14 protein-coding genes are annotated in these 16,222 nt (G+C 42.9%); 8 read left to right on the top strand and 6 right to left on the bottom strand.

Annotated elements, in window-relative coordinates; translation table 11 throughout:
- Positions 1 to 78: 78 nt before the first annotated feature.
- The 8 genes from infB (at position 79) to pnp (ending at position 9,428) form a co-directional block, all read left to right on the top strand.
- Positions 79 to 2,805 carry a translation initiation factor IF-2 gene (infB, locus tag AAEY79_RS04350; RefSeq protein WP_352287405.1) on the top strand — a complete coding sequence of 909 codons (2,727 nt, stop codon included), beginning with the start codon at positions 79 to 81 and terminating at the stop codon, positions 2,803 to 2,805.
- Positions 2,806 to 2,990: 185 nt separating this feature from the next.
- Positions 2,991 to 3,404 (top strand): ribosome-binding factor A, encoded by a 414-nt coding sequence (locus AAEY79_RS04345; protein WP_025652584.1) that lies wholly within the window; start codon positions 2,991 to 2,993, stop codon positions 3,402 to 3,404.
- The gene (gene truB, locus AAEY79_RS04340) at positions 3,401 to 4,459 is read left to right on the top strand and encodes a tRNA pseudouridine(55) synthase TruB (protein ID WP_025652583.1); all 1,059 of its coding nucleotides are present in this window, start codon (positions 3,401 to 3,403) and stop codon (positions 4,457 to 4,459) included. Before AAEY79_RS04345 ends, truB begins: the two co-directional genes overlap by 4 nt.
- Before the next feature lie 408 nt (positions 4,460 to 4,867).
- On the top strand, positions 4,868 to 5,392 hold the full coding sequence (locus AAEY79_RS04335) for a type 1 glutamine amidotransferase domain-containing protein (protein WP_201566977.1): 525 nt from the start codon (positions 4,868 to 4,870) through the stop codon (positions 5,390 to 5,392).
- A 74-nt stretch (positions 5,393 to 5,466) separates the two neighbouring features.
- Entirely contained in the window at positions 5,467 to 5,628 is a 162-nt protein-coding gene (locus AAEY79_RS04330) for a hypothetical protein (RefSeq protein WP_156915649.1), read from the top strand.
- Between the two features lie 175 nt (positions 5,629 to 5,803).
- Complete coding sequence (locus AAEY79_RS04325; protein ID WP_198015448.1) at positions 5,804 to 5,977, top strand: hypothetical protein; 174 nt, start codon at positions 5,804 to 5,806, stop codon at positions 5,975 to 5,977.
- Positions 5,978 to 6,382: 405 nt separating this feature from the next.
- Entirely contained in the window at positions 6,383 to 6,649 is a 267-nt protein-coding gene (gene rpsO, locus AAEY79_RS04320) for a 30S ribosomal protein S15 (protein WP_025652581.1), read from the top strand.
- Positions 6,650 to 7,307: 658 nt separating this feature from the next.
- On the top strand, positions 7,308 to 9,428 hold the full coding sequence (gene pnp, locus AAEY79_RS04315; RefSeq protein ID WP_037025879.1) for a polyribonucleotide nucleotidyltransferase: 2,121 nt from the start codon (positions 7,308 to 7,310) through the stop codon (positions 9,426 to 9,428).
- A gap of 583 nt (positions 9,429 to 10,011) precedes the next feature.
- On the opposite strand, the gene AAEY79_RS04310 is transcribed toward pnp, so the two are convergent.
- From AAEY79_RS04310 to AAEY79_RS04285, 6 genes are all read right to left on the bottom strand, one after another.
- Positions 10,012 to 10,656, bottom strand: a complete 645-nt coding sequence (locus AAEY79_RS04310) for a hypothetical protein (protein WP_201566985.1) — start codon at positions 10,654 to 10,656, stop codon at positions 10,012 to 10,014.
- Between the two features lie 200 nt (positions 10,657 to 10,856).
- Positions 10,857 to 11,777, bottom strand: coding sequence for a haloalkane dehalogenase (locus AAEY79_RS04305; protein ID WP_201566987.1), 921 nt, complete (start codon positions 11,775 to 11,777; stop codon positions 10,857 to 10,859).
- 139 nt (positions 11,778 to 11,916) lie between these two features.
- On the bottom strand, positions 11,917 to 12,540 hold the full coding sequence (locus tag AAEY79_RS04300) for a hypothetical protein (RefSeq protein ID WP_025652577.1): 624 nt from the start codon (positions 12,538 to 12,540) through the stop codon (positions 11,917 to 11,919).
- A gap of 28 nt (positions 12,541 to 12,568) precedes the next feature.
- Complete coding sequence (locus AAEY79_RS04295) at positions 12,569 to 13,138, bottom strand: hypothetical protein (RefSeq protein WP_201566989.1); 570 nt, start codon at positions 13,136 to 13,138, stop codon at positions 12,569 to 12,571.
- A gap of 145 nt (positions 13,139 to 13,283) precedes the next feature.
- Positions 13,284 to 13,541, bottom strand: a complete 258-nt coding sequence (locus AAEY79_RS04290; protein WP_201566991.1) for a YheV family putative metal-binding protein — start codon at positions 13,539 to 13,541, stop codon at positions 13,284 to 13,286.
- Positions 13,542 to 15,749: a M3 family metallopeptidase gene (locus tag AAEY79_RS04285; protein WP_025652574.1), complete on the bottom strand. Its 2,208-nt coding sequence runs from the start codon at positions 15,747 to 15,749 to the stop codon at positions 13,542 to 13,544.
- Between the last annotated feature and the right edge of the window lie 473 nt (positions 15,750 to 16,222).

Below are 16,222 nucleotides of genomic sequence, written 5' to 3'. Positions count from 1 at the left end.
CATCAGCCTTAACCCAATCATTTGTAGCCAACAACTGAATTGAACATATAGCAAATAATAGACAGTAGGTGATAATAAATGGCAGATAAGACCGTCAAAGAACTGGCAGATATGGTAGGCAAAACCGCAAGTGCTGTACAACAGCAACTGGTGGACGCTGGGCTGCCTGCTCGCGCAGAGGGTGACCTAGTCACCGAGCTTGAGCAAGAGAAGTTGGTGACGTATTTAAAGCAAAGTCATGGTCAGCAAGAAAAGCGTCGTATTAGTCTCAAGTCTAAAACAACGAGCACTGCGCGTGTGACCGGCTCTTCAGGTAAATCGAAGAGTGTCAATGTGGAAGTGCGTAAAAAGAAAGTGTTCGAGAAGCCTGATCCAGAAAAAATGGCTGAAGAATTGGCTGCGCGTGAGCAAGCGATGATCGAATCGCAAGAGCGTGCTGCTAAAGATGCTGAAGAGCGTGCGGCGACTAAGAAAAAAGCCGAAGAACGTCAAGCGGCAACCTTAGCGGCAATGCGTGCAAGCTTAGGCTCTAGCAAAAAGTCAGACGATAAGAATGACGATATTTCTACTTCAGTGGTTGTGAAGAAGGGTGGCAAGGCGACTGTAGAAGTCAAGCCGAAAGAGCAACCGAAGAAAAAAGTCGCGGCGACGAAACCAAAAGTTGAAACCGCCGCTGAGCGTAAAGCTCGCGAAGTACGCGAAAAAGAAGAAAATCGTCTACGCGAAATCGAGACAGAAACACGCCGTGTCCAAGCGGAAGAAGCGCAGAAGCGTACACTTGAGCAAATGCGTAAAATGGCTGGTAAATATACGGACCAGCCTGCTGCGGAAGTTCGTAAAGATGAGCCACTAGCCGAAGGTTTGGTCGGTGATGCACTAGAAGAATCATTCGAAAAAGAACGTCGCGAAATCAAGCGCGGTACTAGTAGTACTAGTGCCCGTGGTCGTGGTCGTCGTAAGAATCAAGACGAGCGTGAAATGAAAAACCGCAAAAACGGTTTACGTTCAACGCAAGCGTCACAGCATAAGTTTGAAAAGCCTGTCGAAAAAATCGTTTATGATGTCGAGATCAGTGAGCAAATTACCGTCGCAGATCTTGCCCAACGTATGGCAGTTAAAGCTCGTGAAGTCACTAAATTACTCATGAAAATGGGTGAAATAGCTCGTGAGTCAGATACCATTGATCAAGCGACAGCCAGTCTAATCGTTGAAGAGATGGGTCATAACCCTGTACCAGTCAGCGACACCAAGGTTGAAGACGATTTACAAGTTGCAGTCAATGAGCGCAGCAGTAACGTACAAACGCGTCCACCAGTTGTCACTATTATGGGCCACGTCGATCATGGTAAAACGTCTCTACTAGATAAAATTCGTGAGACTAAAGTTGCCACAGGTGAAGCTGGCGGTATTACTCAGCATATCGGTGCTTACCACGTTAAAACCGATCGTGGTGTGATTACTTTCTTAGATACTCCAGGTCACGCAGCCTTTAGTGCAATGCGTTCACGTGGTGCGCAAGCGACAGATATCGTCGTAATCGTTGTCGCTGCTGATGATGGTATGATGCCTCAAACAGAAGAAGCAATTGATCATGCACGCGCCGCTGGCACACCGATTATCGTTGCTATCAACAAAATGGATAAGCCAAGCGCTGATCCTGATCGTGTCCTTAATGAATTGACTGCTAAAGAAGTCGTTTCAGAAGAGTGGGGTGGTGATACACCAATGGCGCGTATCTCAGCCAAAACCGGTGATGGTATTGATGGGCTATTAGAGCTTATTAGCTTACAAGCAGAACTAATGGAGCTAGAAGCACCGTTAGATGGTGCTGCGCAAGGTGTGGTGATTGAATCAAGACTTGAAAAAGGTCGTGGTCCTGTTGTTAGTGTCCTCGTCAAAAAAGGCACACTAAAGCAAGGCGACTTGGTCTTAGCGGGCGAGTATTATGGTAAAGTCCGTGCGATGACTGATGAACATGGTCAACGTATCCAGTCAGCTGGCCCTTCTATTCCAGTAGAGATCTTAGGCTTGCCTGAAACGCCGGCTGCTGGTAGCGAATTCTTAGTCGTCACTGATGAGAAAAAAGCCCGTGAAGTCGCTGATTTCAGAACCAATCGTGAGCGTGAGCGTCAGCTTGAACGTCAGAACGCCATGCGCTTAGAAAGCATGTTCGATCAGATGGAACAAGGCGATGTGTCATTCTTGAACATCGTACTTAAGACCGATGTCCGTGGTTCGCTTGAAGCGTTACTATCGGCATTGAATGAGCTGTCTACTGATGAAGTAAAAGTCAGAGTCATTAGCTCAGGTGTCGATCCCATCTCTGAGTCTGATGTTACGCTTGCCGAATCTAGCGAAGCGGTACTGTTAGGCTTCAACGTTCGTGCAGATGCGACCGCACGCCGTAAAGCAGACGCCGCTAACATGGATATTCGTTATTATAGCGTTATCTATGGCTTGATTGACGATGTGAAAGCAGCCATGAGTGGCATGCTTGCGCCTGAACATCGCGAGAAAATCTTGGGTGTTGCTGATGTTCGTGAAGTATTCCGCTCTAGTAAGTTCGGTGCAGCTGCCGGTTGTATGGTGGTTGAAGGCACGATCTATCGCAACAAGCCTATCCGCGTATTGCGTGATGACCAAGTTATCTTTACCGGTCAATTGCAATCGTTACGTCGCTATAAAGAAGACGTCAACGAAGTACGCACTGGTATGGAATGTGGTCTAGCGGTTCGTGGCTATGATGTCGAAGCTGGTGATAAGATCGAAGTCTTTGAAATCCAAGAGTTCGAACGTACTATCTAAGCCTTCTTGTAGCATTGCATTATATGTGCTGAGCAAGTTAAGCTTAGACTACCGTAATAACGATATGCTTAGGCCTAACAGGTACATCCTGCTAGGCCTTTTTTGACAAATATCAGTTCTTCAGCTTATTCGTAAGCCAATATAGCAACCAATAAAAAAAGCTATTTTAAAAACAAGGTAATAACATGAACCAACGTTTACAACGCTTAGCGGATCAAATCCAGCGTGAGCTTGCCGTTCTTATTCGCGACGCAGTCAATGACCCACGTCTGACGGGTTTTGTCACCATCTCTAGTGTCAAGGTCAGCCCAGACTTAGGGTATGCGGACGTCTATGTCACTATCATGGAGCCAGAGCTTAATGATGCGATGACCAAAACCAACCACGAAGAAAGCATCAAGGTACTGAATAAAGCCGCCGGTTTTTTGCGTACCGAATTGAGCCATAGCCTCAAGACTCGTACCACGCCGCGTCTGCGCTTTCATTATGATGAAGTAACGGCTCGTGGCAACTATATGATGGACTTAATCAGTCAAGCGGTTATCAAAACTGAGCAGAATGAAGATGAAGTCGATAGTAAAGAAAATGATGACTCATGACAATGACTAGTCAAAAGACAACGGATAAACAAAAGGTCTCCGGCGTTATCTTAATTGATAAGCCGCAGGGTATGACCTCACAGCAAGTGGTCTCAAAAGTGAAGTATTTGCTTAAGTCTCCTATCCATGACAGCAAAAAAGCAGGTCATACGGGTACGCTTGATCCAATGGCTACCGGTCTCTTGCCTATTTGCATGGGTGAGGCCACAAAGTTTAGCCATTATCAGCTTGATGCTGACAAATCCTATCAAGCGACGATACTGTTTGGTAGTCAGACAGATACCGGTGATGCAGATGGTCAAATCGTTGCACAGGCGGCTATTCCAATATTTGATGAAGCGCTATTAAAAGACGTTGCCCAGCAGTTTTTAGGCGCTCAGCAACAAATTCCACCAATGTATTCGGCCTTAAAGAAAGACGGTAAAAAACTCTACGAATACGCCCGTGCGGGTATCGAAGTCGATAGACCACCAAGAGATATCGTGATCAAAGCAATCGAGTTAAAAGCTATTGATAATGAGCAGGTTCAATTGACGGTGACTTGTACCAAAGGTACTTACGTGCGTGTATTGGCAGAAGATATTGCCAAGGTAATGGGTACATTAGGACATTTAATCGCACTGCGCCGTACGCAGGTTGGCAAGTTTGGTATAGCTGAAGCGACTTCTTTATCAGCGTTAGAGGCGCTATCGTTAGATAAGCGGCAGGCACAAATCCTTCCGATCGATGCGTGTGTTGATATAAAGGCTGAGCTTACATTAAGCGCCGAACAGTATGCCCGTGTCCATATGGGGCAACGCTTGAATGTCTTTGAGCAGCTTACTGATAATTTGCGTGATTATATTTCAACCAGTATTAGCCATCAGCCTTCTGTGTCAGCAAGCAATGCTACCCAATTAGATAGTGAGGTTATTAATAGTGACGATGAACAGCAACCATTAGCCCATGAGATATCAGTTGATATACGCTTGCTAGATGAGCATGGGCAGTTTATTGGCTTGGGTGCTGTTAGTCTTAATGGTCGACTACAACCTAAAAAGTTAATTCAGCGTTAGAATCTTCTTTGCTAAGCTCATCATTGTTCGTACGTTTCGTATGACTGTAAGCCCATGAATCCTCCTAAAACTTACTAACAGTTTACACTAATCACATATCCTCACATTTTATTGCAGGTTTCACCTATGGTGAGACCTGTTTTTTTTGTACAGTAGATACACCAGCTAGGAAAGACTGGATCAAAAATAAACTGGAAAAACAATATAACAATAAAAAATAAGAATAAAAAGTATGTAGAAAGGACATTCTTTAATAAGAAAAAATATGTCAGAGGATGACTATTATTAATGCAAAAATCATTTATCAAATCATAATAAACAACAAAAATTATCGCGCAATAATAAATTCGATTATAAAAACTCAAATGTAAATAAACAGAAACAAGTATAGACAGAAAAGGAAATATTATGAAAACGATCGCTTTTTTACTACACAATAATTTTGAGCAAGCAGAATACGAAGACGTTAATAACCAGCTGAAAGACAAAGGTTACAAGACCCTTCTGATCACTACTAATGAAGATAAAGAAGTGCAAGCTATGCAGCAAGATGTAAATAAAGGTGATACCTTTACTGCTGATATCTTCGTAAAAGATGCAAATGTTTCCGATTATGATGCATTGGTATTACCAGGTGGTACGGTCAATGCGGATACCATTCGCGGTAATAAAGAAGCCCATGATATTATCAATGCTATCAATGATGCAGGTAAACCATTAGCTGTGATATGCCACGCTCCTTGGGCGCTTATCAACATGGGCATTGCTAAAGGCAAAACACTAACAGCCTATCATACGCTGCAAACCGATCTAGAAAATGCTGGTGCGACGTACGTCGACAAGACTGTACAAGTCGATGGCAATTTAATTACTTCGCGTAATCCAGACGATATCAGTAACTTTGTCGATGCTATCGATAAAGCATTGTCTTAAATTTTGCTTCATTTATTCAAAGATGAAAAATTAAAAATTCTCAACTATTTATAATTACAATTAAGGAAAATATTATGTCTAACTCTAACCCAAATGATGCTGAACTTGAGCAACAACGTGCTGAATCGGCAACCGCCGCTCTTAAGAGCCAAACTGAAAACAACCATACCGAAGAATCAGAAGCGGCCGCTGATCGCATCGCTGATAATTTAGAGAATGCAAAAAAAGATAAATAAAAAGGCTCTGCGTTATGTAGCGGTCTACGCTATTTAATGTAAGCATTATTTTATATAAACATTATTTCGTTGAGTCTTTACGCATTGATTCGAATATTCATAAGTTTGAATGCTAATAAGTATGAACGGTGCGGTAAAGAGTTCACTTAATGAAAATGCTAATCTAGGAGTCATTATGAGTAATTCATCAAAAAACATGGATTCACAAGAACAAGAGATTGAAAAGCTAGCAGAAGATATCAACCCTAGCGAAGATGCTAGCCCTGATAGCTTAGCAGAAGCCACTACAGCCCCTCTTGCTGATGACGAGCTAGGTGGAAATGCAAACGAAGATGACGTGAAAAAGTAAGTCATTAGACTTTTCTAACAATTTATCAGGATCTTGCAAAATTATAGCTGTTATATAAGATTTCTGAATCGATGAATTCTATCGGCATAAAACTATTATGAAAAACTGCTGCTAGTTCAGCAGTTTTTTGTTATAATTGCCGTCACATTTAATAATGCTTTTAGATTAAGCCGATTATTTAGCTCACTGCTCGAAGCAGATTAATGAGTTGAGTGAATTTTTGCTGATATCTGGCTTATTTTTAAATGGTTTTATCATACATTGGGCTTGTCGTACACTAGGTCAACTCTAGTAATGCAGGGTTGTCCTGAATGGCGCACAAGTTACTTTATTTACTATTCTATTGCTTGTAAGATGGCTTAATTTGAGTACATCTTGGAGCTTTTAGCATTGCCGGAGATATTTATGCTAACTAATACCGATCGTGAACAAATCATTTCTCAGTACCAGCGCGGCGAAAACGATACTGGTTCTCCAGAAGTTCAAGTAGCTTTGTTGAGCGCACGTATCAACGATTTGCAGAACCATTTTAAAGCGCACAAAGCTGACCATCATAGCCGTCGCGGTCTTATCCGTATGGTTAACACGCGCCGTAAATTGCTTGATTACCTAAAAGGTAAAGATCTTGGTCGTTATACCACCCTTATTAGCCAGTTAGGTCTACGTCGTTAATTTAACGACAATAGTACGAGTGGTCGCTAAAATAACAGATGCCATCTTATGGCGCTATTTCAGATTTTTTGCTAAACCGCTTGGAACTTGCTTGTTGCTATCGATAAAATAGATTTTCTCTAAAACGGTGTGGAATAGTTTCACGCCGTTTTTTTATGCTTGTTAGTATGGATGATCGCGCTCGAGTGTTTAGATGATATAACGCTACCATATTTTGCAAAAATAACCGTTAATTTAATATCTAATATAGGCCATCATTCAGGGCGATTTATAGACAATGGCTCTGTTTTGCAATTAATTGGTCAATGCCTATAAATCACTGTAAAATAATGTCTTGTGAGCTTTATAGCATTGCTACTATTCGTCACAGTAGAGCAGTAAAGAGATAGTGAATACCATATATGTATGGTTTCTACTGGGCACAAGCTTTAGCCGTATGGGCAAAAAACCGAATTTGAACAACTAAAAATATGTAATAGTACGATGTCTACTATAGACAAATGCGTAAGATAAGTAGGTGACACTATCAGCCTGAGCAATAATACTTGTAGAAAAAAGACTTGTTGATCAGTAGCTAGATAAAAAGAATTTTAATGACAGATATCAGCGTGTTTATAACGTTGATGTTATTTTCGTCAGTCAACATTAGGAAGATTATATGACAATGTTTAACACTATTAAGCGTGAATTCCAGTACGGCAACCAGCAGGTTGTTATCGAAACTGGTCGCGTAGCACGTCAAGCAAACTCTATTTTGGTTCACATGGGCGGCGTTACCGTACTAGTAGCAGCAGTGGTAAAGTCTGACCCTAAAGAAGGTCAAAACTTCTTTCCATTGACCGTGAACTATCAAGAAAAAATGTATGCTGCTGGTAAAATTCCAGGCGCTTATGGCAAACGCGAAGGTCGTGCAAGCGAAAATGAAACGTTAACGTCACGCTTGATTGATCGTCCGATTCGTCCGCTATTCCCTGAAGGTTATGTCAACGAAATTCAAATTACCGCAACGGTTATTTCATCAGATAAGACTCAATCTGCCGATATCGCAGCCCTCATTGGTGCTTCAGCCGCATTGGCGATCTCTGATGCGCCATTCAATGGCCCTGTCGCTGCGGCCCGTGTTGGCTTTATCAATGGTGAGTACGTACTAAACCCAACGCTTGAACAACTTAAAGAAAGTGACCTTGATCTAGTGGTTGCTGGTACTAAATCTGCAGTGCTAATGGTTGAATCTGAAGCGGCAGAGCTGTCTGAAGATCAGATGCTAGGCGCGGTATTATATGGTCATGAGCAACAACAAATCGTTATTGATAACATCGCCTCTATGGCGGAAGAAATCGGTACGGCTAAGCAGCAGTACGTCGCCCCTGTACGTGATGCAGCGTTAGAGAGCAGTATGAAAGAGCAGTTCGGCGAGCAAGTGGCTGATGCTTATACCATTACTGATAAGCAAGAGCGTTATACTAAACTTGATGACATTAAGCAATCCATTATCGATGCACTTGCTGGTGATGCGGAATCTGAAAATTATGCTGATACCGTTTCTGAATTAAAAGAAATCTATAACGATCTTAAATATCGTACGGTTCGTGACAATATCTTGTCAGGTAAGCCGCGTATTGATGGTCGTGACCTTGAGACCGTTCGTGCGCTTGACGTGCAAGTTGGCGTACTACCATACACGCATGGTTCAGCGCTATTTACTCGCGGTGAGACCCAAGCATTGGTTACTACGACTTTAGGTAACAGCCGTGATGTCAATATGATTGACTCATTAGCGGGCACTATCCGTGATCATTTCATGCTGCATTATAACTTCCCGCATTTCTCTGTTGGTGAAACGGGTCGTGAAGGTATTCCAAAACGTCGTGAAATTGGTCATGGTCGTCTAGCACGCCGCGGTGTACAAGCGATGCTACCGGACAGCGAACGCTTCCCGTACGTCATCCGTGTGGTATCAGAGATTACTGAATCGAACGGCTCTTCTTCTATGGCCTCTGTCTGTGGTGCCAGCTTGGCATTGATGGATGCAGGCGTACCGATTAAAGCACCAGTTGCTGGTATCGCGATGGGTCTCGTAAAAGAAGGCGAGCGTTTCGCTGTATTGTCAGATATCTTAGGTGATGAAGATCATCTTGGCGATATGGACTTTAAAGTGGCTGGTTCTAAAGACGGTATCACTGCACTGCAGATGGATATCAAAATCGAAGGGATTACTCCTGACATCATGGAGCAAGCGCTAAAGCAAGCCCATGCCGGTCGTATCCATATCCTAGACGCGATGAATAAAGTATTGCCAGAGAGCCGTACTGAAATTAACGCCCATGCCCCTAACTATGCGGTTATCGAAATCAATCCGGACAAAATCCGTGACGTCATCGGTAAAGGCGGCGCGATGATTCGTCAGCTAACTGAAGAAACTGGTGCCGTTATCGATATCGATGATGGTGGTACGATTCGTATCTTTGGTGAAAACAAAGCAGCAACCAAAGCCGCTATCGGTAAAATCGAAGCATTGACTGCTGAAGTTGAAGTCGGTAAAACTTACGAAGGTACCGTTGCTCGTATCGTTGATTTCGGTGCATTCGTAAATGTCTTGCCAAATACTGATGGCCTCGTACATATCTCACAAATCGCAGAAGAGCGCGTAGAGAATGTCTCTGACTATCTTAAAGAAGGTCAAACCGTTAAGGTACTCGTACAAGACGTGGATAACCGTGGTCGCATTAAGTTGACTATGAAAGGCGTTGAGCAGGGTTCAACCTCAACTGCTGAATAAGTATTTTTTTGGTTGATGTCGCTTAGTACAATTTTGAAAACCGCTCTGATTTATTCAGAGCGGTTTTTTTTGTGGCTAAATAATTATTAAATAGTCATTTCCATTTGTGTCAGGTTGAATATTGCTATCTCTATCCAATCTATAGTCAAAATATCTTAAAAACGCGACGGTATTGCTGATATCAGTTTTTTGTAGTCTCTGTCTGCGCAGCCACAGCGAGCAAGGAAAATGTCTATCAGCAGTGTGTGATATATCGATATTACTCTTTACTCGCTACATTTAATGACATTGCCTTTTAATAAAATCATACCTAAGCAACGGACAATAAAAAATCCAACGCCAAACGCTTATAGTAGACGTTCAACATTGGATTAATAAAATTCTAGACTAGGGCGTATCTTCAATTCAAGCGCTTGTATCTAAATGGCCTAAAAATAGCTAAATTTTGCCAAACATCGTCAAATAGCTGATTAATATCTCGATATTATTTGCGCTATTTTCCTCGTTTAACGGCAATTTATTTCATTTTTATGACCATTTTTGAAATGAGGACACGCCCTAACTGGCTAATTAGCCAGAGTAATCATTCCTGATCTAATTTATCGATCATACCTTGGTATTTCTCTTTTTTTGCAGCGATTTTTTTGCGTCTCTCTTCAGCCGTCGCGACTAGATTTTTGGCGACGTCTAAGCTCTTATCAAAGGCCGCTAATTCAAGATCTACCGCATTCAACAGTTTACCAAGCATCATAGCCGTTGCTTTTTCAGAGACATCGTGAGTCATCCCACTAGCGTCAGAGGTAAAGTCATCTTTGAGTTTTGAGGCCCATTGGTAAATACTTGCCATAGTAATGCCAGATTTATCCTCTTGGTCAGCGCCGTCTTTTTTACTAGCTTTATCTTTTTTGCTGGACTTGCCGTCTTTAACCGTTTCATCGTCTTCATTTGACTTAGACTCTTTATCAGCGCTGCTAGCCTTGTCTTTTTTGTCAGATTTCTGCTCTTTTTCAGAATCTTTATTCTTACTTGATTTCTCTGACTTGCCCTTTTTAGCAGCACTGTCCTCTGTACCTTCTTCGTAGTCATGCTCAGTGTTGTACTCTTCAAAGTCGCCGTCCTCAAATACCACGGTATCATCTTTGACCACTTCTACGCCAGTAACGGCTTTGTTGCCTGTAGAGTTTTTCTTATTTCCAGCATTACTATTTTTTGCATCATTGTTTGACATGATTTATTATCCCTATTTGTATTTTGAGTAAAAAGTATTTGTAGTAGACACTCATAAATACTAAGCCAAGGCTGTTTTTTAATCAATATACGGATATAAATCTACTGTTTAATGTCTACAGGAAAACACATGTCATGTTATAAACGCTTAAATAGTCACACTAATGTTGTAGGCGATAACGAAGAAAATACCAAATTTTATTAATAATTGCTGAGAGGATTATCAGCAATAAACTCAACCAGCAGCTCTGCTACTTTTCCCCCTTGATCTTCTTGCAAAAAATGACCAGCGTTATTAACTGTGGTATGGTTTTGACCTTTCGTTCCCGGTATCAGCTTTTGCATGATTCGATCGCCACCAGCCGTGACAGGATCAGAATCACTAAACAGCGTAATAAATGGCTTCGTCCATTGGCTGAGCTTACCCCAAGCCGCCCGATTATTCTCTGAGGCAGGATCATCTGGCGTGGTGGGGACAAGAAGCGGAAACTGTCTAGCGCCTTCTTTGTATGACTCATCAGGGAAAGGGGCGTTGTACGCATCGATAACCGCCTGCGATAGCTCGGTAGTGGTGCCGCTCTTAATGATGCCTCCGACATGAAACTGTGGGGTGTCCTGCGAGAATTGCTGCCACTGGCGAAAGCTCTCTCCGGGATTATGATCCCCAGTGGGCAACATAGTATTGCCAGCTGCTACCCGAGAAAATTTGTCCGGATTATCGGCGACTAAGCGCAGACCGATGAGGCCGCCCCAATCTTGACAAAAAAGCGTGATGTTTGTTAAGTCTAATTGATCAAGCAGCGATTGCATCCAGTCGACATGGCGCTGGTAAGTATAGTCAGTACGTGCCGCTGGCTTGTCCGAGCGTCCAAAACCAGGTAGGTCTGGAGCAATAACGCGATATCCTACGGCGGTCAATATCGGTATCATTTTGCGATAAAGATAACACCACGAAGGCTCGCCATGTAGCAACAGTATAGGCTCAGCGTCTTTTGGACCTTCATCGAGGTAATGTACGCGCAGTTCAGCGCCTTCACCATCATCAACCATGAGATAGTTCGGCGCAAAATCGTAATCGAGTAGGTTGGCAAAGTATGAATCGGGGGTTCTAAGCGTTTTCATAGGGTATCCTTATCCTGATGATAAATAATCGTGCATTTGCAAACAGCCGATGCCAATTTAGCATAGCACTGACGCCACTATCTGTTGCATATCTTTTGAGTACTATGGCGTCCTATAAACACACTCTACAAATCGCCAATTAGCTTACGATATCAATGCTCTTAGGCACATGTACGTCAATACGTAGCTTAGGTAGATCTTGTAGTTGCTGCCTCAGTAAAGGCAAGATATCGAGATACCAGTCTAATGGCAGTGAGTTTGCGACGTTGGGTTCATTGAGGGACAAGCTACCAGCTGAAAAGTTCTTAGATGAAGGTTCGTTAGATGAATTACTTATATTACTACGTAGCCGATTATCGATAAGTGGGCGAGCGAGTAGGGCAGCTCTGCGGATACCATGATAGCGAACAAGGGGGATAAGCTGGTGATGTAAGTCGATTAGAGCGTCAGTAAGCCAGCGTGTGCGTGTCGGATGATAAGGATGATCTGAGATAACAAGGTTGGCAATATAACTGGGTTGATTGCCATTACTGCTGATGCCAAGGCCAGCCTGCTCACGTGTACGCTTATGCAATAAACAGCTACCAGCACTTAAACTACCGTCACGACACGCGCGATAATAACGTTGATAGTTATCAGGGAATAACGTTTTAGCTCGAGTAAGAATAGGGTCGAGTAGTGTACCAGCAGTATTAACCGGTAAGATAAGCAGCTGGGCACTGCTATTTAAAATAGGGGCGTGCGTCAATTGTAAATTCGCCATAGTCAGCCCCTTTAAAAAAATTATGTATTCATTCTACTTTAGTCTGTCCGGCGTTTTCTGCTTCTAATTGGGCGATTTGTTGTTCAATCAGCGCAATTTGCTCTTCTTTCATCTTAGTCAGCTTTTTATTCATTGCCAGTTGCTCAGCCGCCAGTTTTTCTTGGGCAGCAAAGCGTTTGCGCTCATCTGCTAAGCGATCAATCTCTTCTTTGGCCAAGCTATCGGTTTTTGGTAAAGGGGCGTTTAAGATAGCAGCGGGCTTCGGCACTTGAATGGTCGAGTCAGTGCGCGTATCAGCATCGTCAGAATTTTGATCAATGACAGCATTTTCATTCTGTATAGCGTCATCATTATTGGCCTCACTGAGGACGTTTTCTACTGGCATAGTAGCGGACGGCTCAGGTCCTGTTTGCTCAGGGATTGACGGTGAGCTGCTATCAGTTTTACTTGTTTCAGGCACAGATTGTGCCCAAACTAAATAGCCGATAATAATAAATAGCAATACTAATATAATCGCCATCCAGATTTTACGACGTGATTTAGCGGCTTTCGCTTTTGCACGTTTGCTTAATAAAGGATGCTGTTTTTTATTTTTCATACTACGGTCAATTTATGTCAAAGATATAAGTAGTCATACTATAGCAAACTCAAAATAAAAAGCCTATCTATTGCTAGATAGGCTTAAAATACTGTTAAATGATAAAGCACTTAAAAGCTTTTAGATATGACTATTATTTGTTTGCTTAAGTTTTAAACTTTACCGTACCACTGGTACCTGTCGCCATTGCATCACGAGCGAGCTGGTCTTCCGCATGGTTTTTGGCACTAATAGCATCAGGGTCGGGGCGATGCTCTGTATGACCACACTGGGTACATTCGATATACTCGTCTGGTGCAGGCGTGACAATATTGACTTGTACCACTGCATCCAGCGCCTGACATTTCGGACAGCGAACACCCGCTAAAAAACGCCGCTTTGGACGTGACGATTGATAACGCATTTAAATCACCTCGCGATTGCTTTGAGCATTGGCGGCATCGATATTTTTAACATCGCTAAAGCCACTGTGACGCAATAAGGCATCGATGCTGGCACTGCGACCACGGAAGTTTTCAAAGTTGGTCTTGGCGGGAAAACTACCACCAACCGACAAGATACTCTCGCGGAAAGCTTTACCAGTGACAGGGTTAAAAATACCCTCTTCTTCAAACTTACTAAAAGCGTCTGCAGAGAGCAGCTCCGCCCATTTATAAGAGTAATAACCTGCCGCATAGCCTCCCGCAAAGATATGGCTAAAACCATTGGCAAAGCGGTTATAGTCAGGCGTTTGCATGATGGCAATGTGGCTACGCACGGTATTTAGTGTTGCTAAGATACCGTTATAATCAAGCGCTGGCGTCTGTGCATGAATTAATAAATCAAAAAGTGCGAACTCGATTTGACGCAAGGTTTGCATGCCGCTTTGGAAGTTCTTCGCTGCCAATAATGCTGCGAGCTTATCTTTAGGCAGCGGCTCACCAGTCTCGACATGGCTACTAATCAGCGCAATCCCTTCGGCATCCCACGCCCAGTTTTCCATAAATTGGCTCGGCAGCTCGACCGCATCCCACTCGACACCATTGACGCCAGCGACATCGCCCACTGTTACTTGGGTTAAGAGATGATGTAGCCCATGACCAAACTCATGGAACAAGGTCAGCACTTCATCATGAGTCAATAAGCTCGGTTTGCCATCGAGGGCAGGCGTGAAGTTACCGACCATAAAGCAAACCGGTAGCTGTTGATGGTCTTGCTCATCATAAGTATAACGCGACTGAAAACCACTCATCCAAGCACCACCGCGCTTACCACTGCGGGCAAATAAGTCAAAATAAAAGCCACCAAGCAAGTTATCGTCAGCATCAAACAATTGGTAGAAGCTTACATCGTCGTGCCAGCGCGATACGGATGTGCTTTCACTGTCTATCTTATCACTATTTTGCTCTTGGACTTTGATACCGTATAAACGCTCAACGATGTCAAATAAGCCGTTAATGACTTTTGGTAATGGGAAGTATGGACGTATCTCTTCTTGCGATAAACTAAATTCGCTTTGTTTTACTTTTTCAGCGATATAGGCACTGTCCCATGGCTGCAAATCATCAATACCATAATCTCGTGCATATTTTTGTAATTGTGCTAAATCCTGCTTAGCGGTTGGGGTCGCTTGCGTGGCCAAATCGCGTAAGAAGGTTTCAACTTCCGTTACGCTATCTGCCATTTTGGTCAATAGCGAAACTTCTGCATAATTATCAAAACCTAATAGCTTGGCTTTTTGCTCACGTAATTGTAGGATTTGACCCATGATATCGGCGTTATTCAGCGATGCGCCTTTGCTATCGGTGTGCTCATCAAATTCAGAGGCGCGGGTGACATAAGCGCGATACAGCGTCTCACGCAGACTGCGATCGTCCGCATGAGTCATAATGGCAAGGTAAACAGGAATATTTAAACTTGCCACATAGTAAGGCGTCGGCAAAGTATCGATATCCGCTTGGGTGAGGGCACCGCTGGCAAGTTCGCGGGTTTTATATTGCTCACCTGCATCGGCCAATAGGCCCAGCCCACTGTCTGTCAAGCCCGCCAATTGCGCTGACTCTAATGGCAATGCATAGGCTTGCGTCGCGTCTAATATATGGTCTGAAAAGGTCGCCGACAGTGTTGACAGCTCACTTTGAATAGCTGCAAATTGTTCTTGCTCAGCTTTAGGTAGCGCCACGCCTGACATCTCAAAGCTTCTAAGCGCCAACTCAATAGCACGAGCGCGTGCAGGCTCAAGCGCGGCAAAGAACACCTTGTCATTCACAATGGCTTGGTAGCGGCTAAATAATGGCTGATGCTGCCCTACACGAGTGCCATAAGCAGACAGCTTAGGCAACAGCTCATGATGAACATGGCGAATCTCATCATTGCTCATCACGCTATTAAGATGTGACAAAATGCCCCAACTGCGATCCAAAGCCAGATTGATATGATCAAAGTTCATCACATCACTCAGAGCTTGCTCAGCAGTGATATCAGCCGCATTAGTATCATTTTGCGTCGTTGCTGACAGCGTATCCAAAAAGCCATTGGCATCATCAATAGCGCTCATGACTTGGCTTTGTAGTGCACTTGAAGAAACGTTGTCAAAATCGACAAGGTGTAAATCTGGAGAAAGGGTAGTCATAAAAGTATCCGGTATGAGTAATTAATAGATAAAGAGTATCAATGGTTGTTAATGTGAGGTTGTTCTTATATAGACAGTTTTATATGGGGTGAATTTTCTGACAATATCTATTGGTTGCAAATCGACTGATTCATCTTATAAAAATTATTTTATTCTATAAATTCTATCTAAAGGGTTATCTAAATGATGGGTATTATGCCGCGAGAATACAACCCGCTTCACTCATAATACATCATCCACAATACAATCAATGTTTACTTTGCTAGTAAACCTAGCGTTTAACTACAGATATCAAATCTCACATACAATATAGATTGCTCTGCTTACAAAGTGTCATCATTTGCTTTCAAATCAGCCCTATAGCACGTGAGATTAAGTTGGTAGCATCGTAGTGGTACTTCTTTCTAAAGAAGGATAAACCAAACCCTTAGCTAGAAAAAGATAAAAGTTGGATAAGAAATTTATAAAAAGAA

It is taken from the genome of Psychrobacter sp. GW64-MNA-CIBAN-0177 (genome assembly GCF_040309585.1).
Lineage (GTDB): Bacteria > Pseudomonadota > Gammaproteobacteria > Pseudomonadales > Moraxellaceae > Psychrobacter > Psychrobacter okhotskensis.
Note: the sequence above shows the minus strand (reverse complement) of the source record. Positions and strands in the feature narration are given on the sequence as shown.